Origin of the sequence: Brevibacterium yomogidense, assembly GCF_900163715.1 — a bacterium.
Taxonomy (GTDB): domain Bacteria; phylum Actinomycetota; class Actinomycetes; order Actinomycetales; family Brevibacteriaceae; genus Brevibacterium; species Brevibacterium yomogidense_A.
In genome coordinates, this window is sequence record NZ_FWFF01000017.1 from 462,479 (window position 1) to 487,344 (window position 24,866).

The window sequence follows — 24,866 nt, forward strand, 5'->3', positions numbered from 1 at the left end:
GCCCGATGAGCCTCACGGCCTGATGATCGTGAGTCCGGTGGAGCTTCCCCGCGCCATCTCTTCCATCGCCGCGGGCGCCTCCTCGAGACTGATCGTGCGCGTCACGAGGTCCTGGGGACGCAGGCGCCCCTCGACGACGAGCGCGACCAGCGGCCCGTAATCCGCAGCCGCCATCCCGTGGGATCCCAGCAGGCTGAGCTCCTGGCCGATCACCTGCGGCACCGCGGTGGTGGGACGACCGGAGAGCAGCCCGATCTGCACGTGGCGACCCAGCGGCCGCAGCGACTGGAGTGCCGCGTTGAGCGTGGTCTCGAGGCCCAGCGCCTCGACCGTCACATGCGGGCCGACGTCCGTGCCGAGTCCGGCAGCGGCGTCGCGGACGGCGGCGGCGACCTCGGCCTCGGTGAGCCCGGTCGAGTCGACGCAGGCGCCGGCCCCCATCGTCCGCGCCAGTTCGAGCGCGTCCCGGGAGATGTCGACGGCGACGACGTCTGCGCCGATCGCTTTGGCGATCATGATCGCGGACAGGCCGACACCGCCGCACCCGAACACGGCGACGACCTCGCCGGCGCTCAGCCGGGCACGGTCGTGGAGCCCGCGGAACGCGGTGGCGAACCGGCAGCCCAGGGGGAGGACGGCCTCGGCGGGCAGGTCCTCCGGGGCCGTCACCAGGTTCGTGTCCGCGTGGTGGATGACGACCTCGTCGGCCCAGGAGCCCCAGTGGGTGAAGCCCGGCTGCGTCTGGGTGGGGCAGACCTGCGCATTCCCGGATCTGCAGAACTCGCAGGTCCCGCATCCGCAGACGAAGGGGACGGTCACACGGTCCCCGATGGTGAAGCGGGTGACGGCCTCACCTGCTCGGGCGACGCGGCCCACGAGCTCGTGGCCGGGGACGTGGGGGACGGACACCGAATCGTCGTGCCCGGCCCACGCGTGCCAGTCCGACCGGCACACGCCGGTGGCCTCGACGGCGATGACGACGCCGTGTGCGGGTGCGGAGGGCGATTCGACGTCCTGGACGGACGGAGTCTGGCCGAAGGATTCGTAGACGACTGCGCGCATGGAGCGGAGTCTAGAGGGTGGTGCGCCCGTCAGCATCCGGTGTCCAGCGCGGCGGCCTCGTCAGCCAGGGCGGTATCGATCGCTGTGATGAGACGGCGGCGGATCTCGTTGCCGCGGTCCGCGAAGCCGCGCTGGCGGCGGACGTACTCCGCCTTGCCCGCCGTGGTCTCGATGGCGACGACTCCGTATCCCCAGTCGCGCACGTCATACGGGCTCGCCTCCATGTCGAGGGTCCGGATGTCGCGCGCGAGGTCGAATGCGGCGAGGGTGACGTCGGACGGGACGATCGGGCCCAGTTTCATCGCCCACTTGTAGAGGTCCATGCCGCCGTGCAGGCAGCCGGGCTGCTCCATCTCCTGCATCGTGTCCCTGGTGGGGGCGAGCTCGTTGAGCGGTCGGGCCTCCGGGGTGAAGAACCGGAACGCGTCGAAGTGGGAGCAGCGGACGCGGTGCGATTCCACGACGGTGTCGGTCTGCGCGTGGGTGAGCCGCAGCGGCACCTGGTCGTGGCGGACCTCGTCGGGGGACTGCTTGTAGACCATCGCCCATTCGTGGAGCCCGAAGCAGCCGAAGGTCCCCTCCCGCTCCAGCGTCCGTGCCAGCAGATCGCGGATGAACAGCGCGCCGTCGCCGCGGGCGGTCCGCCAGCTTGCGAGGTCGACGGTGACTGGCGCCGCCGAGGCCGGGGCGGCCTGCGGAGGTGAGCCCGCTTCCGAGGTCGGGCTGGCGCGGACAAGCGGAACCGCCGCCGAGGCCCGGGCCGGGTCGACTGCGCGGTACCACTTCCGGCCGGCGAGCTCGGAGAGGAACGCGGAGCCGTGGTCGTCTGCCTGGACCACGACGCCCGCGCCCGGGTGCCATGTCGACAGCTGCCCGGGGGTGAAGGGGTAGTAGGTGTGGAGGAAGTCCTCGACAGGGTGCTTCTCCCCGCGGGCGCGGCGCGCGAGGTGCGCGGCCGTGCGTTCGTGCACGGCGGCGGCGTGGTCGGCGGCCAGCTGCGCGGCGGCGGAGGCGGAGAGGACTGTCGACGTCAGGACTGCGGGTGTGGACACGGCTCAAGTGTAGGCGCGGGCAGGCGGCGAGGGGTGGGTGGCAGGACGACAGGGGTGGGTGGCAAAGGCGGGCGGTGGTGCCCGACGTTCGTCGCACACGTGATGCGGCAACTCGCAGTTCTCACGGAGTCCAGCACACCGATCAGACGAAGCCCAGAGCCGCCGCCTCGTCGCGCTCTGCGGCGAGCTCTGCGACGGAGGCTCCGATGCGTGCGCGTCGGTCGTCGTCGAGGTCCAGCCCGTCGACGATCCGATGAGCGCCGTCAGCATCGACGGTGCAGGGGAAGGACGAGACGAGCCCCTCCGGCACCCCGTACTCGCCGCCGGAGCGCACCGCCATCGACACGCGTGCTCCGTTCGTGCCGAATGTCCAGTCGCGCAGGTGGTCGAGCGCGGCCGATGCAGCGGATGCCGCCGACGAGGCGCCTCGTGCGGAGATGATCGCCGCACCGCGGTTCGCCACCTGAGGGATGAACTCATCTCTCACCCACGCACGCGCGTTCGCCGCACCTCCGCAGACCTCGGAGAGCACCGCGGGTGCCGGGCGGCCGTCGATGAGCGCATCGGCGAGGTCCGGCACCTGCGTGTTGGAGTGGTTGCCCCAGATGGCCACACGCTCGATCGACTCGACCGGTGCCTGGACCTTCTGCGCGAGCATGCCCAGGGCCCTGTTGTGGTCGAGCCGGGTGAGCGCCGTGAAGCGCGACGGGTCGATCCTCTGCCCGTCGGCACGTTGCTGGTGGGACGCATGATGGGCGGCGATGAGCGCATTGGTGTTCGCGGGGTTCCCCACGACGACGACCCGCACGTCCGCCTTCGCGCTGCGCCCCAGGGCGGCGCCATGCGCGCGGAACACCTCGCCGTTGGCGCGCAGCAGGTCGGCACGGTCCATCCCCTGTGTCCGCGGTGCGGCGCCGATCAGCAGAGCGGCGTCGGCCTCGGCGAAGGCCTCGTCCGGATCATCTGTCGCGGTCGCCTCGAGGAGTGTCGGGTACGCGCAGTCGGCGAGCTCCATGAGGACGCCCTCCAGCCGGTCGACGGCCTGGGGGACCTCGAGCAGCCGCAGTCGGACGGGCTCCGCCCCGTAGACGGCTCCGGCGGCCAGCCGGAAGAGCAACGAGTAGGCGATGCTTCCTGCGGCTCCGGTGACGGCGATCGTGCGAGTCATGGCGGTCCTCCTGTGTGAGTGGCGTTGCCTGCATCCTCCGCCCCGGCCCTGTGCGCCGTCCAATGAATGATCTAGTCGATATGATCCGTTCATGGATGAATGGACGCTGCGCTTCGCCCCGGATCTGCGTGCGCTGGTGGCACTGGCGCGTGAGGACGGGCACATGACGGGTGCGGCGGCGGCCCTGGGGGTGCCGCAGTCGACGATGAGCCGACGGATCAGGGGACTCGAGGATGCGCTGGGAGTGCCGCTCGTCGTGCGGCAGGGCCGCCGCGTCGCACTCACCCCGCGTGCCAGAACGCTCACGGGCCGTCTCGGGGAGCCTCTCGCGGAGATCGACCGTGCACTCATCGAGGCGGCAGCGGAGACGGACGCGGAGCACGGCACGGTGCGCTTCGGATTCCCGCTCACCCTCGGCGAGGAACCTGTTCCCGGAGTCATCGCAGGCTTCAGGCGTGCCTTCCCGGGTGTGGAGCTCCACCTCGTGCAGGAACACGGGGCATCGCTGGTCGAGCGCCTGGTCACCGGTTCGCTTGACCTCGCACTCGTCATCCCACCGCCGGCGCAGCTGCCCCACACCGTTGTTGCGGAGCAGGAGATCGTCGCGGTGCTGCCGAACGGCCACCGACTGGCCGGACGCAGTGAGGTCGATGTGGAGGATCTTGTGGGCGAGCCGCTCATCGCGAACCCGCCGCAGTTCCATCTGCGTGCGCTCACCGACGAGCTCTTCCGCCGCGTGGACGAGGTGCCGGCCATCGCTGTCGAAGCGGCAGAGTTCGGGACGATGCGCAGGCTCGTCGCACTCGATCTTGGGTGCGCGCTCCTGCCGCGCAGGCGCGATCCGGTCGATGGCACGTGTGAGGTGCCGATCAGCGGCGGGCTGTCACGGGTCGTGGCGCTCGCGTGGCCGTCGGGGGCGCTGAGTGTGCCCGCACGACGGCTCCGCGATCACGTGCTCGCGAGGTCTGTTCACGTGTGACGCTGTGGCGTGTGGTGAGGCTGTGTCGTCGTGTGGGGAGGCTGCGTCGTGCGGAGACGGCGTGTCGTGCGGTGACGCTGTGCCGGAGCGTGACAGCTCGTCACCAGCTGAACAGGTCGAGAATGCCGTAGGCGTCGCGGACGCGGTGGCCGGTGAGGCGGAAGAGCAGCCCGAGCACGACAGCGAGCACGAGCGTGCCCACCAGGAACCCCCACTTGCCGGGGTGGCCGAAGTCGGTGGCGACGATGATTCCCGCGAGGACGACGAGGAGGTTGGACAGCAGGAACAGTCCACCGAGGATGATGGAGAGGCAGTTCTTCACGGAGGAGGTGTCCTTCTCTTCGCGGTGGTGGACTCACGTGCGCGGGCTCATCTGCGCGGGCTTATGTGCGCGATGAGCGCTTCGACGTGTGCTTGGTGGGAGGGGCGGAACGCGGGTCTTCGGGCCAGGGATGCTTGGGGTACCTGCCGCGGTTCTCCGCGCGGACGTGTGCGTAGGCGCCGCTCCAGAAGCTCGCGAGGTCCGCAGTGACCGCCAGCGGTCTGCGCGCGGGCGACAGGAGATGGACGAGGACGGGCACGCGACCGTCGATGACGGCAGGCCCCTCCGACGCTCCGAACATCTCCTGGAGCTTCACCGCGAGAACGGGCGGTGACGTGCGTGGCCCGTCATCGGTCGTGTGCTCCTCCGGCCGCGGATAGTCGAGGCGCACGGAGGAGCCCGACGGCACCGCGACCCGGAGTGGCACCAGACGGTCGAGGTCCACGGCCTCGGGCCAGGGGAGGAGCCCTTGGAGTGCGTCGTGGAGACGCAGTCGCACGGTGCGCTTGGGGCCGGCGGCTCGGGCGTTCCCGGACGCGAGCATCCTGGCAGCACGTCGGATCTCCAGTCCCAGCCAGTCGTCGAGGGTGTCCGCGAGCGAGGCGGAGCGGACATCCGGCCAGGGGACACCGAGCACCTGATGAAGCAGGCCCAGTCGCCCGCGCAGAAGCGCGAACGAGTCCGCCTCTCCCTCACCGGCGAGGCCCGCGAACGCAGCTCCCGGAGAGTCGCCGTCGCCCAGGCGCCCCAGTGCGGTCCGCACTGCGTCTGCGATGCCGGCGCTCGCCGACTCCTCTGTCACGCCGACCGGAGTCGACGTCAGCGTGATCGCTCCCAGCGAGTCGATCCTGCGGCCGCGCAGCCTGCCGTCACGCCATTCTGCGGAGTCACGGACGCTGCGCAGAGCCGACCCCGCCCACAGAGCGGTCTCCTCGTCGATGCCCACACCGGCGCGGATGAGGGTGCGACCGCCGACGACCGCGGCGTCCGCGACGACGATCCAGTCCTCACCGTGCAGCGCTGACCCGCGCTGCAGCTGCGCGCCGGTGCCGGAGGCCAGGAGGTAGTCGGAGTCCGACCCGGCACGCAGCTGCGCGATCAGGTCCGGTCGCGACAGGGCGAGCACGATGCCGAGGTCGCGAGCCGCGGACGATCCCGCGGTGGACGCTGAGCTCCCGCGTGTGTCCGGCTGCGTTGTGTCCGCCTGCGCGCGGGCAATGCGCTCGAGCCTCTGCACCTCTCGCCGCCAGCCGGCAGGGGCGGCGTCGTGCGAGTTGCGCGCACGTCTGAGCAGTGCGGTGAGGTCGCCGCCGTCAGCGCGGACATCGAGGGACAGGAGCGCGGCGCATTCCGCCGCCTGCCGTGCACCGATCACAGGAGCCGCGAGGAGCAGCCCCCGTGCGGTCCGCGGATCCGCAGGGACGGCTGCGAGCGCTCGCCCGAATGCCGTCGCACGCGCCGCGGTATCCGGTGATTCGAGCGCGCCCAGTCCGTGCAGAGTGCGTGCGGCGGCTCGGAGCGGCAGGTCCGGCAGCGGAGTGGGGAGAGGCAGGCCCTGACCGCCGGGCGACCCCCACACTGCGAGGTCGAGCACCGCACCTGTGAGATCAGCGGTGAGGATCTCCGGTGACGTGTGGGCTGGGAACGCTGCCCATTCGGCCTCAGAGCTGCAGCGCCAGACCGTTCCCGGTGCTTCGCGAGCCGCACGCCCCGCACGCTGGTCGCCGGAGGCCTTCGACACGCGCACAGTGGTGAGGCCTCCGATCCCCCTGCCCGTGTCGAAGTGCGGGACTCGCGCCAGGCAGGAATCCACGACGATCCGCACCCCGGGCACCGTGAGCGCCGATTCCGCGACGGAGGTGGCGACGACGACCCGACGTCTGACGAATCCCGACGTCTTCGTGCCTGCGTAGTCTCCGCCTGTGCGGTCGCCATCTGTGTGGTCGCGATCTGTGCGATCGCCACCTGGGAGGACCCCGCCTGCGGGGATCCTCCCTGCAGGGGTCCCGCCTGCGTGGCTCATGCCTTCAGGGGCGCCGCCTGCGAGGACGGCGCTCTGCTCCCGGCGCGGGGTGGATCCCGTGAGCGTGAGGACATCGACGTCCGCGCAGCGCGATCGCACTTGGGCTGCGATCCGGTCGACCTCGCGGTGCCCCGGGGCGAAGACGAGGACATCGCCGGGACCCGCCGCCAGCGCATCGTCCACGGTCGCTGCGACATGGGTGAGGAAGTCCGGGCGCACTCCTCGTTCATCCACAGCACGGCGGGGCGGCGGCGACCACCGCACGGTGAGCGGGTGCGGCTGCGCTGCGACGCGCAGGATCGGCGCACTGCCACCATCGGCACTGCCCTCTTCGGCATGTGGTTCTTCGGCACTGCGGGCGCCTGAGTCGCCTGTGTCGCCGGAGTCGCCTGAGGCACTGGAGCCGAGGCTGGAGGCAGACTCTGTGCCTGCGAGTCGCCGCGCCCAGTCTTCGGCATCGAGTGTGGCGGACATGACGAGGAGGGACAGGTCGTCTCTCAGGTCGACCAGTTCGCGCAGCATCGCGAACGACAGGTCGGTCTCGAGGCTGCGCTCGTGCACCTCGTCCAGCACGACCGCGTCGACACCGGAGAGCTCCGGATCGTTCAGCAGCCGGCGCAGGATCACCCCGGTCGTCGCGAACTCGATCTGCGTGTCCCTGCCCGTGCGGCGGTCGCCGCGCACGGTGTAGCCGACGGCCCCGCCCACTTCCTGGCCCGACAGGTGCGCCAGCCGGTGGGCCGCGGCGCGGGCCGCGACCCGGCGGGGCTGAGAGACGAGGATGCGGGCGCGGGTGCCTGGGGCCTCGGCAGCGGTGGTCTGTGGTGCAAGCGCCACGGCGAGAGCGGGCGGGATGACGGTCGTCTTCCCCGACCCCGGCGGGGCCTCGATGACCGCACGCAGTCCGCGCTGCGGCGTCGCGAGCACAGCGATGCGATCCACCAGGCCTCCCGCGGGCAGCCCGGCGCCGATCCGGTCGAGGTCGAAGACGGGGTGCACGGTCACGTGCATCAGTGTGCCACTCGGCACGGACACCGCGGACTGAAGTGCCGTGCGAGCGGGAGTGCTCTGCGAGCGGGCCTGCTCTGCGAGCAGGCGTACTCTGCCAACGGAAGTTCCGTGCGAACGGGCGTGTGTCCGTGCCCGGACCTAGACTGTCCGCATGCGCATCGTTCGATTCGTCCACAAGGACGCACCCACGTACGGAGTCGTCGAAGGCGACCTGCCGGAACTCGGCGACGACGGCAGCGTCGACACCTCCGGGCTGTCGATCGCGGTCCTCGACTCCGATCCCTTCTTCACCCCCGCACAGTCGACGGGGGAGCGCCTCACGTACGACGACGTGAGGCTGCTCGCCCCCATCATCCCCCGCTCCAAGGTCGTGGGCGTGGGCCGGAACTTCGCTGACCACGCAGCGGAGATGGGCAACGACGTGCCGGTCTCGCCGCTGACCTTCATCAAGCCGAACACGGCGGTCGTGGGCCCCGGCGAACCCGTGCGTCTGCCGGCGGTCAGCGAGAACGTGTCCTATGAGGCGGAGCTCGGAGTCGTCATCGGCCGGGTCGCGAAGGGCGTGAGCGCGGACAAGGCGTACGACCACGTCCTCGGCTACGTCGCGGCGAACGACGTGACCCTGCGCGACCTCCAGCGATCCGACGGGCAGTGGACGCGGGCGAAGGGCTTCGACACGTCCTGCCCGCTGGGCCCCTGGATCGAGACGGAGTACGACCCGGAGGCCGTGCGGCTGCGCAGCTGGATCGACGGGGACCCCCGCCAGGACGGGACGACGGAGGACTTCGTCTTCGACATCCCCACCCTCATCGAGCACATCACGGAGACCATCACGCTGCTGCCCGGCGACGTCATCCTCACCGGGACGCCGGCCGGGGTCGGAAGGGTCGAAGCGGGCAATCGCATGACCATCGCCATCGACGGGCTGGGAGTCCTCGAGAACCCCGTCATGGACGCCTGAGCGCAGCACCTCGCAGAGCCTCGCTGCACCCCTCCACACGCATCCCCTCACACAGACCCGAAAGGAACCACGTCCTCGTGACCACCAAGGTTCGCTTCTGCCCCTCGCCCACCGGCACCCCGCACGTCGGCATGATCCGCACGGCCCTCTTCAACTGGGCGTACGCCCGCCACACCGGTGGGACGTTCGTCTTCCGCATCGAGGACACGGACGCCCAGCGCGATTCAGAGGAGAGCTTCCAGCAGGTGCTCGACGCGATGCGCTGGCTGGGCCTCGACTGGGATGAGGGCATCGAGGTCGGCGGCCCACACGGCCCCTATCGCCAGTCGGAGCGCGGTGACGTCTACCAGGACGTCATCCAGAAGCTCGTCGCGGGCGGCCACGTCTACGAGTCCTTCTCCACCAACGAGGAAGTCGAGGAGCGGCACCGCGCCGCAGGCCGCGACCCGAAGCTGGGCTACGATGGATTCGACCGCGACCTCACGGATGAGCAGAAGGCCGCGTTCCGCGCCGAAGGCCGTGAGCCGGTGCTGCGCGTGAGGATGCCGGATGAGGACATCACGTTCACAGACGTGGTGCGCGGCGACATCACCTTCAAGGCGGGCTCGATCCCGGACTTCGTCGTGGTGCGCGCGAACGGCCAGCCGCTCTACACGCTCGTCAACCCGGTCGACGACGCCCTCATGGGCATCACGCACGTGCTGCGCGGCGAGGACATCCTGTCGTCGACACCCCGCCAGATCGTGCTCTATGAAGCGCTCAAGGCGATCGGCGTCGCAGTGCAGACGCCGCAGTTCGGCCACCTGCCCTACGTCATGGGCGAGGGCAACAAGAAGCTGTCGAAGCGCGATCCGGAGTCGAACCTCTTCCACCACCGCGAACGCGGCTTCATCCGCGAGGGCCTCATCAACTACCTCGCACTGCTGGGCTGGTCGATCGGTCCGGACCGCGATGTCTTCTCCGTAGAGGAGTTCGTCAAGGCGTTCGACGTCGCGGATGTGAACCCGAACCCGGCGCGGTTCGACGTGAAGAAGGCGACGGCGATCAACGCCGACCACATCCGCCTGCTCGACGAGTCGGACTTCCGCGACCGCATGGTGCCGTACCTGCAGGCGGCCGGGGTCGTGTCCGATCCGGTGACGGAGGAGGAGGCGCGGATCCTGGAGCAGGCGGCTCCGCTCGTTCAGACCCGCATGAACCTGCTGGGGGAGGCCCCCGATCTGGTGTCGTTCCTCTTCACCGCAGACGCGGACCTCGAGCTCACGGAGGACGGCCTCAAGACACTGAAGGACACTGCCTCCGAGGTCCTCCGGGCCTCGCTGTCGGCTCTCGAATCCGTGGGCGAGGGGGAGTGGGCGACCGCTCGCCTCGAGGAGGTGCTCAAGGAGACTCTCGTCGAGCGCATGGAGATCAAGCCGCGATTCGCCTACGGGCCGCTGCGCGTGGCCGTTTCAGGTCGTCGGATCTCGCCCCCGCTCTTCGAGTCGATGGAGATCCTGGGGAAGGACTCGACGCTGGTGCGCCTGCGAGCACTCCAGGAGCACCTCGCCGGGGCGTGACCCTGCGGGTTCTGCGTGTTCCGAGAGGGCGCCCCGGATTGCGTGACCACCATCACGCACCGGGGCGCCCTCTCGCTTTGCACCGGCGCGCGGGTCCGTGTAGTGTTATCTCTCGTTGCCAGGAGTTCTCCGGAGCTTCCAGGCATTGGGGTATGGTGTAATCGGCAGCACGTGTGATTCTGGTTCATTTGGTCTAGGTTCGAGTCCTGGTACCCCAGCGAGTGACTCACGAGTCTCTCATGAAGTTGATGCACTTCAGTGCGCCCCCGTCGTCTAGTGGCCTAGGACGCCGCCCTCTCAAGGCGGAAACGGCAGTTCGAACCTGCTCGGGGGTACAGTCAGGAGCCCGGTTCTTCATCACGAAGAACCGGGCTCCTTCTCATTCACATCCCGCGACGTCCCGGGAAATCCCGGGGCCTACGACATCCCGGGGTCCCGCGTCCCGCCACATCCCGCGAGTGAGTGCAACCTGGTCCCTGCAGGCTGTTCGGGGACCGGTTTGCACTCACTCGGCGAAGCGGTGGCTGGGGCGGTGGCCGGTGCTGGGTCCCGGTGGCCGGTTGCTGTGGGCGCGAGCTCTGAGGGTTCGGCGCTGCGGGGCTCCGGTGCCCCCGTCCCGCGGCGTCCTACCCGCATGCCGCCGAGAGCTCACAATCCGCACAGATCATTGACTGGATCTGTACGGATTGCGAGCTCTCGATGCTGTTGCGGTGGGGTCCCGGGGCCGGACGTGACCAGGCCGGACGCGATCGCGCCAGACGCGACCAGACCGGAGTTGATCAGCCCTGCTGCCGGATCATCTGCCCGGCCACCAGCACCAGCCCCGCAAGCGGCGTGCTCAGCCGCGGATGAGGGCGTCTGTCAGCACGCGCGCGGCCTCGATGACGGATTCTGCGTGCAGGCGGCCCGGCTGCCGGGTGAGGCGATCGACCGGTCCGCTGATCGAGACGGCTGCCACGACGCGGTTGCTGGGGCCTCGGACGGGCGCGGACACGGAGGCGACGCCCCGCTCGCGCTCCGCGATCGACTGGGCCCACCCGCGACGGCGCACGCCGGACAGCATCGTGGCGGAGAAGCGCGCGCCGCGCAGCCCCGTGTGCAGCCGATCGGGCTCTTCCCATGCGAGGAGCACCTGGGCGGCGGACCCTGCCCGCATGCTGAGCGTCGCTCCCACCGGCACGGAATCGCGAAGACCCACAGGCCTCTCCGCCGCGGCCACGCACAGCCGCAGGTCGCCCTGCCTCCGGAAGAGCTGAGCGGACTCGCCGGTGCGATCGCGCAGGTGCGCGAGCACGGGGCCCGCTGCCGCCAGGAGGCGATCCTCGCCGGCGGCGGACGACAGTTCGGCCAGCCGCGGCCCCAGCACGAACCGGCCCTGGAGGTCGCGGTTGACGAACCGGTGGAACTCCAGCGCGACGGCCAGTCGGTGGGCCGTCGGACGGGCGAGTCCGGTGAGCGACACGAGTTCCGCGAGTGACGCGGGCCCTGCCTCGAGGGCGGAGAGGACGAGCGCGGCCTTGTCGATGACGCCGACCCCGCTGCTGCTGTTCGTGGATGTCATGTCTCACAATCTAGACGTCTTGCCATTCGAGATGCAAGTCCGATATGCAGGATTCCGGAGCTATCCTTGCCGGACGAACAGCGCGCCCCGCACGTCCTGAAGCGTGAGACAGCGGCATGGGACTGCAGGCGCGCACCTGCTCATCGCGACGCGTGCGGGCCACAGCTCGCACCGCCAGTGAGCAGGAGCGGCTACTGAACAGAGGAGGCCCGACTGTGGGCAGGACACTCGCGGAGAAGGTGTGGGCCGACCATGTCGTCCGCAAGGGCGAGGACGGCGCGCCGGACCTCATCTACATCGACCTGCACCTCGTGCACGAGGTGACGAGTCCCCAGGCGTTCGAGGGCCTGCGGCTCGCGGGACGCCCTGTCCGCCGGCCGGACCTCACCGTCGCGACGGAGGACCACAACACCCCGACGCAGGACATCGACAAGCCGATCGCCGACCCGACGTCGCGCACGCAGATCGAGACGCTGCGGACCAATGCGGAGGAGTTCGGCATCCGCCTGCACTCCCTGGGTGATGCGGAGCAGGGGATCGTCCACGTCGTGGGCCCCCAGCTGGGACTCACGCAGCCGGGGACCACGGTCGTCTGCGGCGATTCGCACACCTCGACGCACGGAGCGTTCGGTGCGCTGGCGTTCGGCATCGGCACGAGCGAGGTCGAGCACGTGCTCGCCACCCAGTCGCTCAGCCTCAAGCCGTTCAAGACGATGGCGATCACCGTCGACGGGACGCTGCCCGAGGGCTCGACTGCGAAGGACATCATCCTCGCCGTCATCGCGAAGATCGGCACGGGCGGGGGACAGGGCTACGTGCTCGAGTACCGCGGCGAAGCGATCCGGAGCCTCTCGATGGAGGCGCGGATGACCATCTGCAACATGTCCATCGAGGCGGGCGCCCGCGCAGGCATGATCGCGCCGGACCAGACGACCTTCGACTACCTCGAGGGCCGCGACCACGCGCCCCATGGCGAGGAGTGGGACTCCGCGGTCGAGTACTGGAAGTCGCTGCGCACGGATGACGACGCCGAATTCGATGCCGAGGTCGTCCTCGAGGCATCCGACCTGGAGCCGTTCGTCACCTGGGGCACGAACCCCGGGCAGGGCCTGCCCCTGTCGGCCGACGTCCCGGATCCGGCGGACTTCGTCGACGAATCCGAGCGCGAGTCGGCGGAGAACGCACTGGCCTACATGGGGCTCACACCGGGGACCCCGCTGCGCGAGATCGACATCGACACCGTCTTCCTGGGCTCCTGCACGAACTCCCGCATCGAGGACCTGCGCGCTGCGGCCGACGTGCTGCGCGGTCGTCGGGCGAAGGACGGCATCCGCTTCATGGTGGTGCCCGGGTCCGCCCGCGTGCGCCTCCAGGCTGAGGAGGAGGGCCTCGACCAGGTGTTCAAGGCCGCCGGCGGCGATTGGCGCTTCGCGGGCTGCTCGATGTGCCTCGGCATGAACCCCGACCAGCTGGCGGAGGGCGAACGCTGCGCGTCGACCTCCAACCGCAACTTCGAGGGACGGCAGGGCAAGGGCGGTCGCACGCACCTCGTGAGCCCGCTGGTCGCCGCGGCGACTGCGGTGCTCGGCACCCTGTCCGCACCGGGGGACCTGCCGCCTGCCGATCCCGAGGCCGTGGCCGCCTCCCGCGAGGCGGAGGCCGCCGCCGCTGCCGAGGCGCAGGCGCGCCCCGCGCAGATCCCGCTCAGCGTCACCCCGGGCGCCGTCCGTCCCACGGCATCCGCAGGCAAGGAGGCATGACCATGGAGAAGCTGTCAGTCCACACCGGAGTCGGTGTGCCGCTGCGCCGGTCCAATATCGACACGGACCAGATCATCCCGGCGGTCTACCTCAAGAGGGTCACCCGCACGGGATTCGAGGACGCGCTCTTCGCCCGCTGGCGGAACGAGCCCGACTTCGTCCTCAACCACGAGGTGTACGCGAACGGGTCAGTCCTGGTGGCCGGCCCGGACTTCGGCACCGGGTCCTCCCGTGAGCACGCCGTCTGGGCGCTGCACGACTACGGCTTCCGCGCAGTCCTCTCGAGTCGCTTCGGCGACATCTTCCGCGGGAACGCGGGCAAGGGCGGACTGCTGGCGGCACAGGTCGAGCAGTCGGACATCGAGCTGATCTGGAAGGTGATCGAGAACCATCCGGGTACGGAGATCACGGTCGACCTCGTCGCACGCACCGTGTCCGTCGACACCCTCACGGTGCCCTTCCAGATCGACGACTACACCCGCTGGCGCCTGCTCGAGGGTCTGGACGACATCGGCCTCACCCTCCAGCACGCGGATGCCATCGAGGAGTTCGAGGGTTCGCGTCCCGAGCACAAGCCGAAGACGCTGCCCGTCCTCTGACCGCAGGAAGCCTCGCGTCCCCGCTCCTCTGACTCAGATCCGATACCATGCACACGGTCGTCCTCAGGGCGGCCGTGTGCATACGGTGTCCGTCCGTACGCCAGTTCCTGACAGCAGAGGAGCCTGAATGCTCAACGTCCACGGTGGAGTGCCGCTGAACGGGACCGTGCAGGTGCGTGGTGCGAAGAACCTCGTCCCGAAGGCCATGGTCGCGTCCCTGCTCGGGGACACCCCCTCGATCCTGCGCGGTGTTCCGGCCATCAGCGACGTGGAGATCGTCACCGGTCTGCTCGAGCTCCACGGAGTGCGTGTGACGCAGGGCCCCGACCAGGGTGAGCCCGACGGCGAGCTGGTCCTCGACCCCGCGGACGTCGAACAGGGATCGATCGTCGACATCGATGCGCACGCCGGCTCATCGCGCATCCCCATCCTCCTCTGCGGACCGCTGCTGCACCGGTTGGGCGAGGCCTTCATCCCCGACCTCGGCGGATGCCGGATCGGGGACCGGCCGATCGACTTCCACCTCGAGGTGCTCCGCAAGTTCGGTGCGGTCGTGGACAAGACGCCCGGGGGCATCCGACTGTCGGCGCCTCAGCGCCTGCGCGGCACCAAGGTGAAGCTGCCGTACCCGTCTGTGGGTGCGACGGAGCAGGTGCTGCTCACCGCAGTGCGCGCAGAGGGCGTGACAGAGCTGCGGAACGCAGCGATCGAACCGGAGATCATCGATCTCGTCATGGTCCTGCAGAAGATGGGCGCATCGATCACCGTGGACCCGGCCCGGGTCCTGCGGATCGAGGGCGTCGATCGCCTCCAGGGGTACGTGCACCGCAGCCTGCCGGACCGGAACGAGGCGGCATCCTGGGCCTCGGCGGCGCTGGCGACGGGCGGCGACATCACGGTCGCCGGAGCCCGCCAGCAGGACATGATCACGTTTCTCAACGTCTTCCGGCAGATCGGCGGCGAGTTCGACGTGCTGGAGGACGGCATCCGCTTCCGGCATCCGGGCGGCGAGCTCCAGTCCATCGTCCTCGAGACGGACGTCCACCCGGGTTTCATGACCGATTGGCAGCAGCCGCTCGCCGTGGCGCTCACCCGCGCATCCGGGATGTCGATCATCCACGAGACGGTGTATGAGAATCGGTTCGGCTTCACGGACGCGCTGCGTACGATGGGTGCGAAGATCCAGGTCTACCGCGAGTGCCTCGGCGGCACCCCGTGCAGGTTCGGACGCCGCAACTTCCTGCACTCCGCGATCGTGTCGGGTCCGACGCCGCTCACCGCAGCGGACTTCACCGTCCCGGACCTGCGCGGCGGCTTCTCCCACATCGTCGCCGCCCTCGCAGCGGAGGGCACCTCGCGCGTCTCCGGGATCGACGTCATCAACCGCGGCTACGAGCGCTTCTCCGAGAAGCTCGACGGCCTCGGCGCCCGGACAGAGCTGGTGGCGTCGGCGTGACAGATGAGGCAGCGAAGGGATCGGTCCCCTCGTCGGAGGTCCGCTACCCGGAGTTCGACGCAGCATCACTCAGGCGGAGCCTGTTCTGGGCACGACCCACGGCGGAATCGATCCGCCTCCTCCTCCGCCTGGTCACCCGGCTGTCCGTGACGGGACAGGAGAAGATCGGGAAGGGTCCGGTCATCCTCGCGCCGTTCCACGCGAGCGCCCTCGATCCACTGGTCGTCGCGATGGCGATCTGGCGCGAGGGCATCCTGCCGCACTTCCTCGCGAAGTCCAGCCTCTTCGGCGGCTTCATGGGGCGTGCGCTGGTGACGATGGGGCAGATCCCGGTGCTGCGCGCATCGACCAGGGCCGGGGACTCACTCGTCCATGCGAAGCGCGCGCTGGCGGCGGGTCAGACCGTCGTCATCTACCCGCAGGGCACGCTGACGAAGGATCCGCAGCTGTGGCCGCAGGCGGCGAAGACGGGCGTCTCCCGGCTGGCGATCGAGACCGGGGCACCGGTGGTCCCCATCGCCCACTGGGGACTGGATCGCGTCATGCCGGTAGGCGCGAAGAAGCTCACCCCGCGTCCGTTCAGCGCTGTGCGCGTGCACTTCGGTGATCCGCTCATGCCGCCGGCCGGCGGCGACGGGCACACCTCGTCCGCTCTGGCCCGCGGCTTCGCCGATCGGGTGACGGCTGGCATCGCGGCGGATGTCGCCGCGCTGCGCGGGGTCCCCCTCCCGCAGCGCTTCCAGGACACGATCGACGCCTGGGACGCGGACGACCGCACAGACGCGGACGACCGAACAGACGCCCGGGCCCGCACAGATGCTCAGAACCGCACAGACGCGCATACCGCTACAGCGGATGATGAGGAGACACGATGAGGACTGCAGTGCTGGGAGCAGGCTCTTGGGGCACGACGTTCGCCAAGGTCGTCGGTGACGCGGGCAATCCGGTCACGGTGTGGGCCCGCCGCGACGAGGTCGCGCGCGAGATCACGGAGAAGGGGACGAACAGCGCCTACCTCGGTGACATCCCGCTGGGGCACAACGTCTCCGCGCAGACCGACGCCGCCGCAGCACTCGCCGATTCCGACGTCGTCGTGCTCGCCGTGCCTGCGCAGTCGCTGCGGGACAACCTCGAAGCGGTGGCCGCGTCGCTCCCGCCGGAAGCGGTCATCGTGAGCCTCATGAAGGGCATCGAGCGGACGACGGGCAAGAGGATGAGCGAGGTGATCGCGGAGTCGACCGGCCACGATCCGTCGCGCATCGCCGTGGTGTCCGGTCCGAACCTCGCGAAGGAGATCGCGCAGGAGCAGCCCACCGCGACAGTCGTCGCCGCACCGGACGTCCGGACCGCGGAGATCGTCGCTGAACTGTCCGCGAACTCCTACTTCCGTCCCTACACGAACACGGACGTGGTGGGCGTCGAGCTGGGCGGTGCGGTCAAGAACGTCATCGCACTGGCCGTCGGCATGTGCGACGGTCAGGGACTGGGCGACAATTCGAAGGCCTCGATCATCACGCGCGGGCTCGCGGAGACGACGCGCCTGGCGCTGGCGATGGGCGCCGAGGCCCACACACTGTCCGGCCTGGCCGGACTGGGCGACCTGGTCGCCACCTGCGCCTCACCGCTGTCGCGCAACCGCAGCTTCGGGGGGCTGCTGGGCACCGGTCTCACGGTCGAGGAGGCCGCGGAGCGGACGAAGCAGGTCGCCGAGGGTGTGAAGTCGGCGAGCGCGGTCCTGGCGATCGGGGAGGCGAACGGAGTCGAACTGCCGATCACGCAGGCCGTGAGCGCCGTCATCGACGGTCGTCTGCGGGTTGACGAACTGGGACCTCTCCTGTTGGCTCGAAAGCGCAAGCACGAAGGTCCGGTCCGCTGAGCGGTCCGGCGCGACGCACACGAGAGGACCACCTGTGAACTCCCCATTCCACAAGCTCAACGATCTTCCCCGCTTCGACGTGACCAGCACGGACATCGCGGAGGGCCAGGAGCTCGCCGCACCGCAGACATCCGGGAAGATGGGCGTCCCCGGCGGCGAGGACGTCTCACCCCAGCTGTCGTGGTCGGGATTCCCCGAGGGCACGAAGGCGTTCGCCGTCACGAGCTTCGACCCGGATGCCCCCACCGGTTCGGGATTCTGGCACTGGACGGTCACGAATCTCCCCGCGGATGTGACCGAGCTTCCGTCCGGTGCGGGTGCCCCGGACAGCGGCCTGCTGCCGGAAGGCGCGATCACCGTCCGCAACGACGCCGGCGCGCACGAGTTCGTGGGTGCGGCACCGCCCGCCGGGCACGGACCGCACCGGTACTTCTTCATCGTCCACGCGCTCGACGAGCCACTGGACGTCGACGCGGACGCGACGCCGGCATTCGTCGGCTTCAACCTGTTCTTCCACTCGATCGGCCGTGCGTGGATCGAGACCACCTACGAAGCGAAGTGACACCAGCGCATGAACTCACCTGATCCCCGTCCCGTCGTCGCCGTCCTGTTCGGCGGACGCTCGTCCGAGCACTCCGTCAGCTGCGTCACGGCAGCCGGCGTCCTCAAGGCGCTGGACGACGAGCGCTATAGGGTGCTGCCGATCGGGATGACCCGCGACGGCGTCTGTCGGATCGTCGAGGATGCTGAGGGCTTCCGCTTCGATCCGGAGCTGATGCCGGAGGTCGTCGACGATGGGACGGAGATCATCTTCCCCCTCGACGTGCGGCGCAGCCCGCTGCGTGTCAGGGGCGCGGACGGAATGGTAGAGGACCTCGCCGTCGTCGACGTCTTCTTCCCGGTCCTCCACGGTCCGTTCGGTGAGGACGGGACCGTGCAGGGCGTCTTCGAGCTCATGGACGTGCCGTACGTGGGCAGCGGCGTCCTGAGCTCTGCGATCGGCATGGACAAGCGGTTCATGAAGGCCGTGCTCCGCGATGCGGGGGTTCCCACGAGCCCGTGGGAGCCCGTCACCGTGCGCCAGCTGCGCACTGATCGCGCGTCAGTCGTCGAACGGATCCGCACGCTGGGATCCACGCTGTTCGTGAAGCCCGCGAACGCGGGATCTTCCATGGGCGTGACGAAGGTGTCGGATCCGTCGGATGACGCGGCACTGGACGCCGCACTCGCAGAGGCATTCGCCCACGACTCCGCAGCGATCGTCGAACCGATGATCGTCGGCCGTGAGATCGAATGCGGAGTGATCGGCACGCGCTTCCACGAGGGTCCGCGGGCCTCCGTGCCCGGAGAGATCGAGGTGACCGGCGCGGACTTCTACGACTTCGACACGAAGTACATGAATGCGGACGCCGTGAGGATCAGCTGCCCGGCGGACATCGACGCGGCGGCATCGGCACGGGTGCAGGATCTCGCGTGCCGGACGTTCGACGCGTTCGACTGCTCGGGCCTCGCACGCGTCGACACCTTCGTCACGGAGTCCGGTGAGGTCCTCGTCAACGAGATCAACACACTGCCCGGCTTCACCCCCACCTCGATGTTCCCGGTGCTCTGGGAGCACAGCGGCATGCGCTACGAGGAGCTCGTCGAGGCGCTTGTGGACATCGCACTGCGCGACCACCGCGCGGCGGGCTGAGTCCGGCAGATCCGACCGGGCTCAGGCTCCTGCGGGAGCCTCGCCGTCCACCTGCTCCGCGTCCTCGACGGACACGCACTCCGCCGTCTGCTCGATGTCGCTCACTGCGGAGGACACCGACGCGAGAGCCGTGGCACCGGAGACCTCTGTGGGGGTGACCAGCACCTCGACAGCGGGGGTGCGGCCGTAGGTGACGAACTGCCAGGTGTCCTCGTCCGCGCGCACCTGCACCCAGTCGACGCCGTCGACGTTGACGCAGGGGTCCGTCGTGGGTGCCGGCGGTGCGACCCCGCAGCGCACGATCACACTCGCGGGCTCGCCCCATGCGGTCGTGCCCTGGGACGACGTGGTCCGCTGCTGCAGCTCATTGAGCTCATCCGGCATGAGGAGCATCGGCAGCGCGCAGTCGGGGTCCGCCGCGTCCTCCGCGGGATCGACCACCAGCATGCTCGTGCAGCCTGCCAGCGTCACGAGGGCCGCGGCCGCAGCGACCCCGGCGGAAGTCCGGAAGAGCGTGCGGCGGGACGGCGAGCGGAGGGGACGGAAGCGCATAGTGCTCAGGGTACTGGTCGTGGCGGAGACCCGTTCCGTCGTGTCGCGGCACGGGACCGATGATCCCGCGCACGCACTGCGCGTGCCTCGCGCACGCCTCGCGCACGCCTCACGCACGCACTGCGCACGCCTCACGCACGCACTGCGCACGCCCCGCGCACGCACTGCGCGTGCCGGTGGTCGATCCCGAGTCCGTGCCTGCAGGCATACTGGGGGAATGAGCACAGAGCCCACCTTCGCGGACCTCGGCGAGGACCGCATCGTCGCCCGGATCCTCGCACGCATCCCCGCCGCGGAACAGGTCCTCATCGGACCGGGTGACGACGCGGCGGTGTCGGAGGCGCCGGGACGGCTCGTGAGCACTGCGGACATGCTGGTGGAGGGGGAGGACTTCCTGCACGGCTGGCTCGACCCCCGCAGGCTCGGGGTCAAAGCCGCCGCGCAGAACCTCGCGGATGTCTGCGCCATGGGTGCTCGGCCCACCGGTCTGCTGCTGTCGTTGGCCGCACCGGGGAGCACGTCTGCCGCGTTCGTGGACGGACTGGTGGACGGGCTCGTCGAAGAAGCGGCGCGGGCGGGGGCATCGGTGCTCGGGGGCGACCTCTCCGAAGCACCCCAGATCGTCATCGCCGTGACCGCGCTCGGAAGCCTCCCCGTCGACGCGCTGCCCTTCACCCGCACCGCGGCGGAAGCAGGGTACGACGTCCTGCTGGGTGGGCAGACGGGCTGGGCGGCTGCCGGACTCGACCTCCTCCTCGCGTCCGGAGGCGTCCTCCCCGATAGCGTCCCTCCGCTGCACGCCCGCGCCATCGAGGCCCAGCGCGCCCCGCGACCGGAGTATGAGTCCGTGGACGTGCTCCGCACCAGCCTCGACGCGTTCGGGGCAGTCGGCGAAGACTCCGCGGCTGGTTGGGCAGCGGACGCGACCCGTGCCGCTCTCATCGATCTCTCGGATGGCCTGGCATCGGACGCCGGCAGGATGGCACGGGCCTCGGGCGTGGTGATCGACCTCGACGGGACGGCGCTCGATGCGCTTGCCCAGGACCTCATACCGCTCGCGGCGGACGTGCTCGCGAGGCGAGGGGCACCGGAGTCTTCGGGTGACGACGCGGCGACCGGCGAGGACCGGGCGCTGGCCCTGGCGCGCCGATGGGTGCTGACAGGAGGCGAGGACCACGGCTTCCTCACGGCGGTGCCCGCAGGTGCGGATCCGCTAGGGTGGACGTCGATCGGACGAGTGCGATCGGTCACCGGATCAGGCGACGACGCGCTCGGCTCACCAGGAGTGTGCGTGGACGGAGTCCCACTGGCGGACTCGGGATTCGTCCGTGCGGACCCTGACGGCGGCTTCCGACATTTCAGTGGTGTGGAGGGATGAGTGCGCAGGAGGAACGGGTCCGGGCGTGACCCGCGGGCAGACGTCCGCATCAATGGACGCCTCGCCGCCCGCTGGGCGAAGCGCACCGTCGACCGCCTGCGGCGCGAGCGCGGCGGCATCAACGCGATCAACGTGTTCCCTGTCCCGGACGGGGACACGGGCACGAACCTCTATCACACGGTGCGCTCCGCCTACCGCGCCGTCGAATCGCTCGACGGGGCGGTGACGCTTCCGGATGTCATCGACGCGATGGCGACCGGCGCCCAGCGCGGGGCGCGCGGCAACTCCGGCCTCATCCTCTCTGTGGCGCTGCGCGGTGTCGCGGACGCACTGGTGGGAGTCGAAGTGCCGGACTCTCCCGCGTTCGCCGCGGCGCTCGAGCTCGCCGCGTCCCGTGCGCGCGAAGCGATCGTCGCACCCGTGGACGGCACGATGGTGACGGTGCTCGATGCGATGGCGGAGGAGGCACGTGAGCGGGCGGACGCCGGCGACGACCTGATCAGGCTCGTGAGTGCCGTGCGCGATCGCTCCCGCACAGCACTGCGCGAGACGACCGGCCAGCTGCCCGTCCTCCGGGAGAACAGCGTCGTCGACGCCGGGTCCTCCGGCATCGTCGAACTCTTCGATCTGCTCTACCTCACGGTCACCGGCAGCGATCCCACGGGCCGCGACAGCGGGACTGACGACTCAGCTGACGACGGCGGCGACGCGCCTGCCGACCGCGGCCCGCTCGAGACGCTCCACCTGGGAGGCGGGGAGACGGGACTCGAACTGGTGGCGCACCTGGGCGAGTCGAAGGATCGGACCCGTCCGCTCAAGCGCGCCCTGGCCCGCGCCGGCGGCACGAGCATCGTCGTGAACTGGCCGATGGTGCACGTCCACACGGCGGAGGGCGGCGGCATCGATGACGCGCGGAGGCTGCTCGACGTCATGGACACCCACGGCGTCGTGGATCTGCGCGTCGAAGACCTGTCCGTGCGCCGACCCGACGGGGATCCGTCGGGCCTCATCGCACTGGCCGATGGACCCGGCCTCCTGCTGTCGCTCGCCCTGACGGAAGCCGTCGCCGTCCACTCCGGACGCGCTGATCTGCGGGAGGTCGTCGCCGACCTCGTCGCGCTGGCGGAGGGCCCCGTGTTCATCCTCCCGGACTCCGCCGCCGCCGCAGACGCCGTCGCCGGACTCCCGGGCGCGAAGGCGCTGAGGACGCGCGATGTCGCCTCGGTCGTGGCGGCAGCGGCCGTGTTCGATCCCTGGGCGGAAGGGGACGACCTCCACGCCGACATGGCCGAAGCGGCCGCGGGCACCCGCGTGGGCGCGGTCGTGACCGCAGGAGAGGACCACGGCGAAGGGCCGCTCATGTACGCGGCCGGCGATGCGCTGACGGTCATCGACGGTCGTGTCCGCGCAGTGGAGAGTGACGCAGAGGCAGCGGCCCTCGCTCTCGTCGATCGACTGCTGGGTGCGGGTGGAGACCTCGTCACCCTGCTCACCGGCGCGGATGCTCCCGCGGCCGCGATCGGACGGCTGCGCACCCACATCGACGCCCAGCACGCCGACGCGGAAGTCGTGGTCGTCGACGGGGGGCAGAGCGGCTCCTGGGTGGTGGTCGGTGTTGAGTGACGACGACACCGGGGAGGACATCGTCGTCCCGGAGCCGGACTGGTTCCGCAGGGACGAGGAGTTCCGCACGATCCTCCCGCGGCAGGCCGATCGGACGAAGCTCGCGAAGGGCGGGATCACCGACGTCGACTCGTTGCTGCGCCACTTCCCCCGTCGCTGGGTCGACCCGGGCCAGTTCACCGACATCCGCGCACTCGGGACGCTCGAGGAGGGCACCGACGTCGTCCTCCACGTGACGGTCGCGGACGTCGCATCGCGGCGGATGAAGAACCGGCGGGGCACGATCTCCACGGTGTCGGTCACCGACAGCGCGGGAGGCTTCGTCGACGTGGTCTTCTTCAATCAGCCGTGGATCGGCAGAGTGCTGACCGCAGAGACGCGGATCCTCGTCAGCGCCCGGATCAAGTACTACCGGGGTCGCGTGCAGCTCTCGTCGCCCACACTGCTCACGGGCGACGGGAGGATCGCGGACGACGAGCGCACCGGGGACACCTCGATGCTCTCACCTTCCCGGCCGGTACCGGTCTATCCCACGGTCGGCAAGGTGACGAGCACGCGGATGCACACTCTCATCACGACGGCGCTCGACACGGTCTCCGACGAATGGTTCGTGGACACGATCCCCGCACCCCTGCGACGCGAGCGGAAACTCGTCGGCCTGCGGGAGGGTTATGACGCGATGCATCGGCCGACCACCATGGATGAGGTGAAGCGCGCCTCATCACGGTGGGCCTACGAGGAAGCGCTCGCGCTCCAGACGGTGCTCCTGCAGCGCCGCAGGGAGCACGAAGCACTCAGCGCGTCGGCGCTCGCGGGGAAGGAGCACGGCGTGCTCGCCGCATTCGACGAGGCACTGCCCTTCGCTCTCACGCTGTCGCAGAAGCATGCGGGCATAGACATCGGCGGCGAGCTGACGGGCAATGTGCCGATGAACCGCCTGCTGCAGGGCGACGTGGGGTCGGGCAAGACCCTCGTCGCGGTGCGGGGCATGCTCCAGGCCATCGACTCCGGCGCACAGGCCGCGCTGCTCGCGCCGACGGAGGTGCTCGCCGCTCAGCACTACCGCTCGATCACCGCGGCCCTGGGCGAGTTCGCCGCTGAATCCGCACTCCTGCGCCAGGAGAACGGCGTGGTCGTCGCACTGCTGACCGGATCGCTGTCGACGGCCGAACGCAGACGGATCCTCATCGACCTGGCGATCGGAGACATCGACCTGGTCGTCGGCACCCACGCCCTGCTGTCGAAGACGACGATCTTCGCGAACCTGGGGATGGTCGTCGTCGACGAGCAGCACCGCTTCGGAGTGGAGCAGCGCGAGGCGCTGCGGCAGAAGGCAGGGGGCAGGACCCCTCACACACTGGTCATGACGGCCACACCGATCCCGCGCACCGCGGCGATGACCGTGTTCGGCGACCTCGACGTGTCCACGCTCAACCACATGCCGTCAGGACGCAGGGAGATCACCACGCACCTCGTGCCGCTGGCGCAGCACCCCCACTGGGCGGATCGCGTCGTCGAAGTGATCGCGGAGCACACCGCACGCTCCCAGCAGGCCTTCGTGGTGCTGCCCCGCATCGAGACGAGCTCCCCGGACGAGGCGACGGGCGCTCCTCAGCCCGGCGTCGAGGACTACGCGGAGCACCTCCGCGGGGCGTCGGCACTGGAAGGCGCCCGGATCGAGGTCCTCCACGGACAGATGCCTTCCCAGGACAAGGACGATCGGATGAAGGCGTTCGCGGCGGGGGACATCGATGTCCTCGTGTCGACGACGGTCATCGAGGTGGGGATCGACGTCCCCAACGCACGAGTCATGGTGATCGTCGACGCGGACCGGTTCGGCGTCGCGCAGCTCCACCAGCTGCGCGGTCGCGTCGGACGTGCCGGCGATTCCTCCCTCTGCTTCCTCCTGTCGTACGCGTCCGAGGAATCGGAGGCGTACGAGCGGCTGCAGACGGTCGCGTCGACTCTGGACGGCTTCGAACTCGCAGAGTACGACATCCGCTCCCGTCGTGAGGGCGACGTCCTGGGCCGTGCGCAGTGGGGCGGCACGTCGAGCCTCCGCCACCTGTCGGTGCTCCGGGACGAGGCGATCATCAAGGATGCGCGGGAGGACGCGGCATGGCTGCTGGAGGCGGACCCCGCGCTGGACGAGAATCGCGCACTCGCCCGGCTCATCGCCCAGATCTTCTCGACCGCCGACGAAGACCTCATCGAGGCGGGCTGATGAGACG

At 69.9% G+C, this 24,866-nt stretch carries 20 protein-coding genes and 2 tRNA genes; 15 read left to right on the forward strand and 7 right to left on the reverse strand.

Translation table 11 applies throughout. The annotated features are described in order from the left end of the window. Positions 1 to 12: 12 nt before the first annotated feature. The 3 genes from FM105_RS11010 to FM105_RS11020 form a co-directional block, all read right to left on the reverse strand. The gene (locus tag FM105_RS11010; RefSeq protein WP_087008122.1) at positions 13 to 1,062 is read right to left on the reverse strand and encodes an alcohol dehydrogenase catalytic domain-containing protein; all 1,050 of its coding nucleotides are present in this window, start codon (positions 1,060 to 1,062) and stop codon (positions 13 to 15) included. A gap of 29 nt (positions 1,063 to 1,091) precedes the next feature. After that, positions 1,092 to 2,114 (reverse strand): 3-methyladenine DNA glycosylase, encoded by a 1,023-nt coding sequence (locus FM105_RS11015; RefSeq protein ID WP_256970349.1) that lies wholly within the window; start codon positions 2,112 to 2,114, stop codon positions 1,092 to 1,094. A 142-nt stretch (positions 2,115 to 2,256) separates the two neighbouring features. After that, positions 2,257 to 3,282, reverse strand: a complete 1,026-nt coding sequence (locus tag FM105_RS11020) for a malate dehydrogenase (protein ID WP_087008124.1) — start codon at positions 3,280 to 3,282, stop codon at positions 2,257 to 2,259. Positions 3,283 to 3,373: 91 nt separating this feature from the next. Here FM105_RS11020 and FM105_RS11025 point away from each other — a divergent pair, with 91 nt between their 5' ends. Continuing rightward, entirely contained in the window at positions 3,374 to 4,261 is an 888-nt protein-coding gene (locus tag FM105_RS11025; RefSeq protein WP_087008126.1) for a LysR family transcriptional regulator, read from the forward strand. Positions 4,262 to 4,361: 100 nt separating this feature from the next. Here FM105_RS11025 and FM105_RS14725 read toward each other — a convergent pair whose 3' ends face one another. Further along, the gene (locus tag FM105_RS14725; protein ID WP_087008128.1) at positions 4,362 to 4,583 is read right to left on the reverse strand and encodes a hypothetical protein; all 222 of its coding nucleotides are present in this window, start codon (positions 4,581 to 4,583) and stop codon (positions 4,362 to 4,364) included. A 61-nt stretch (positions 4,584 to 4,644) separates the two neighbouring features. Then, positions 4,645 to 7,605 carry an ATP-dependent helicase C-terminal domain-containing protein gene (locus tag FM105_RS11035; protein WP_256970368.1) on the reverse strand — a complete coding sequence of 987 codons (2,961 nt, stop codon included), beginning with the start codon at positions 7,603 to 7,605 and terminating at the stop codon, positions 4,645 to 4,647. A gap of 163 nt (positions 7,606 to 7,768) precedes the next feature. On the opposite strand from FM105_RS11035, the gene FM105_RS11040 reads away from it, so the two are divergent. The 4 genes from FM105_RS11040 to FM105_RS11055 all read left to right on the forward strand — a co-directional run bounded on the left by FM105_RS11040 (position 7,769) and on the right by FM105_RS11055 (position 10,472). After that, positions 7,769 to 8,578 carry a fumarylacetoacetate hydrolase family protein gene (locus FM105_RS11040; RefSeq protein ID WP_087008132.1) on the forward strand — a complete coding sequence of 270 codons (810 nt, stop codon included), beginning with the start codon at positions 7,769 to 7,771 and terminating at the stop codon, positions 8,576 to 8,578. Positions 8,579 to 8,655: 77 nt separating this feature from the next. Beyond that, positions 8,656 to 10,137, forward strand: coding sequence for a glutamate--tRNA ligase (gene gltX / locus FM105_RS11045; protein ID WP_087008134.1), 1,482 nt, complete (start codon positions 8,656 to 8,658; stop codon positions 10,135 to 10,137). Positions 10,138 to 10,283: 146 nt separating this feature from the next. Then, positions 10,284 to 10,355: transfer RNA gene (locus FM105_RS11050), tRNA-Gln, on the forward strand. A 44-nt stretch (positions 10,356 to 10,399) separates the two neighbouring features. Further along, positions 10,400 to 10,472 (forward strand) — tRNA-Glu (locus tag FM105_RS11055). Positions 10,473 to 10,975: 503 nt separating this feature from the next. Here the strand turns inward: FM105_RS11055 and FM105_RS11060 are convergent. Further along, complete coding sequence (locus FM105_RS11060; protein WP_087008136.1) at positions 10,976 to 11,698, reverse strand: IclR family transcriptional regulator; 723 nt, start codon at positions 11,696 to 11,698, stop codon at positions 10,976 to 10,978. 215 nt (positions 11,699 to 11,913) lie between these two features. Between FM105_RS11060 and leuC the strand changes: the two genes are divergently transcribed. From leuC to FM105_RS11095, 7 genes are all read left to right on the forward strand, one after another. Further along, the gene (leuC, locus tag FM105_RS11065) at positions 11,914 to 13,458 is read left to right on the forward strand and encodes a 3-isopropylmalate dehydratase large subunit (protein WP_087008138.1); all 1,545 of its coding nucleotides are present in this window, start codon (positions 11,914 to 11,916) and stop codon (positions 13,456 to 13,458) included. 2 nt (positions 13,459 to 13,460) lie between these two features. Beyond that, positions 13,461 to 14,057 (forward strand): 3-isopropylmalate dehydratase small subunit, encoded by a 597-nt coding sequence (leuD, locus tag FM105_RS11070; RefSeq protein WP_087008139.1) that lies wholly within the window; start codon positions 13,461 to 13,463, stop codon positions 14,055 to 14,057. A 127-nt stretch (positions 14,058 to 14,184) separates the two neighbouring features. Beyond that, complete coding sequence (murA, locus tag FM105_RS11075; protein WP_087008141.1) at positions 14,185 to 15,513, forward strand: UDP-N-acetylglucosamine 1-carboxyvinyltransferase; 1,329 nt, start codon at positions 14,185 to 14,187, stop codon at positions 15,511 to 15,513. After that, on the forward strand, positions 15,510 to 16,388 hold the full coding sequence (locus FM105_RS11080; RefSeq protein ID WP_218777945.1) for a lysophospholipid acyltransferase family protein: 879 nt from the start codon (positions 15,510 to 15,512) through the stop codon (positions 16,386 to 16,388). Before murA ends, FM105_RS11080 begins: the two co-directional genes overlap by 4 nt. After that, positions 16,385 to 17,389: an NAD(P)H-dependent glycerol-3-phosphate dehydrogenase gene (locus tag FM105_RS11085; RefSeq protein WP_087008143.1), complete on the forward strand. Its 1,005-nt coding sequence runs from the start codon at positions 16,385 to 16,387 to the stop codon at positions 17,387 to 17,389. The genes FM105_RS11080 and FM105_RS11085 overlap by 4 nt, the downstream gene beginning before the upstream one ends. A 34-nt stretch (positions 17,390 to 17,423) precedes the next feature. Further along, positions 17,424 to 17,951: a YbhB/YbcL family Raf kinase inhibitor-like protein gene (locus FM105_RS11090; RefSeq protein WP_087008145.1), complete on the forward strand. Its 528-nt coding sequence runs from the start codon at positions 17,424 to 17,426 to the stop codon at positions 17,949 to 17,951. 9 nt (positions 17,952 to 17,960) lie between these two features. Continuing rightward, entirely contained in the window at positions 17,961 to 19,082 is a 1,122-nt protein-coding gene (locus FM105_RS11095; protein ID WP_087008146.1) for a D-alanine--D-alanine ligase family protein, read from the forward strand. 21 nt (positions 19,083 to 19,103) lie between these two features. Here FM105_RS11095 and FM105_RS11100 read toward each other — a convergent pair whose 3' ends face one another. Next, positions 19,104 to 19,634: a DUF3515 domain-containing protein gene (locus FM105_RS11100; protein WP_101599426.1), complete on the reverse strand. Its 531-nt coding sequence runs from the start codon at positions 19,632 to 19,634 to the stop codon at positions 19,104 to 19,106. A gap of 217 nt (positions 19,635 to 19,851) precedes the next feature. Here FM105_RS11100 and FM105_RS11105 point away from each other — a divergent pair, with 217 nt between their 5' ends. From FM105_RS11105 to FM105_RS11115, 3 genes are read left to right on the forward strand one after another with little or no spacing between them, the layout of a single operon-like run. Beyond that, positions 19,852 to 21,012 (forward strand): thiamine-phosphate kinase, encoded by a 1,161-nt coding sequence (locus FM105_RS11105; protein ID WP_087008440.1) that lies wholly within the window; start codon positions 19,852 to 19,854, stop codon positions 21,010 to 21,012. Beyond that, a complete protein-coding gene (locus tag FM105_RS11110; RefSeq protein ID WP_087008148.1) occupies positions 21,013 to 22,635 on the forward strand; it encodes a DAK2 domain-containing protein in 1,623 nt (540 codons plus the stop codon). Beyond that, complete coding sequence (locus FM105_RS11115; protein ID WP_179207132.1) at positions 22,628 to 24,859, forward strand: ATP-dependent DNA helicase RecG; 2,232 nt, start codon at positions 22,628 to 22,630, stop codon at positions 24,857 to 24,859. Before FM105_RS11110 ends, FM105_RS11115 begins: the two co-directional genes overlap by 8 nt. The last annotated feature ends 7 nt before the right edge of the window (positions 24,860 to 24,866 follow it).

Bases quoted from the DNA above. Each gene is read 5' to 3' on its own strand.
- FM105_RS11010 (WP_087008122.1), bottom strand. From the start codon at position 1,062: ATGCGCGCAGTCGTCTACGAATCCTTCGGCCAGACTCCGTCCGTCCAG.
- FM105_RS11020 (WP_087008124.1), bottom strand. From the start codon at position 3,282: ATGACTCGCACGATCGCCGTCACCGGAGCCGCAGGAAGCATCGCCTAC.
- FM105_RS11025 (WP_087008126.1), top strand. From the start codon at position 3,374: ATGGATGAATGGACGCTGCGCTTCGCCCCGGATCTGCGTGCGCTGGTG.
- FM105_RS11040 (WP_087008132.1), top strand. From the start codon at position 7,769: ATGCGCATCGTTCGATTCGTCCACAAGGACGCACCCACGTACGGAGTC.
- FM105_RS11060 (WP_087008136.1), bottom strand. From the start codon at position 11,698: ATGACATCCACGAACAGCAGCAGCGGGGTCGGCGTCATCGACAAGGCC.
- leuD (WP_087008139.1), top strand. From the start codon at position 13,461: ATGGAGAAGCTGTCAGTCCACACCGGAGTCGGTGTGCCGCTGCGCCGG.
- murA (WP_087008141.1), top strand. From the start codon at position 14,185: ATGCTCAACGTCCACGGTGGAGTGCCGCTGAACGGGACCGTGCAGGTG.
- FM105_RS11085 (WP_087008143.1), top strand. From the start codon at position 16,385: ATGAGGACTGCAGTGCTGGGAGCAGGCTCTTGGGGCACGACGTTCGCC.
- FM105_RS11095 (WP_087008146.1), top strand. From the start codon at position 17,961: ATGAACTCACCTGATCCCCGTCCCGTCGTCGCCGTCCTGTTCGGCGGA.
- FM105_RS11100 (WP_101599426.1), bottom strand. From the start codon at position 19,634: ATGCGCTTCCGTCCCCTCCGCTCGCCGTCCCGCCGCACGCTCTTCCGG.
- FM105_RS11105 (WP_087008440.1), top strand. From the start codon at position 19,852: ATGAGCACAGAGCCCACCTTCGCGGACCTCGGCGAGGACCGCATCGTC.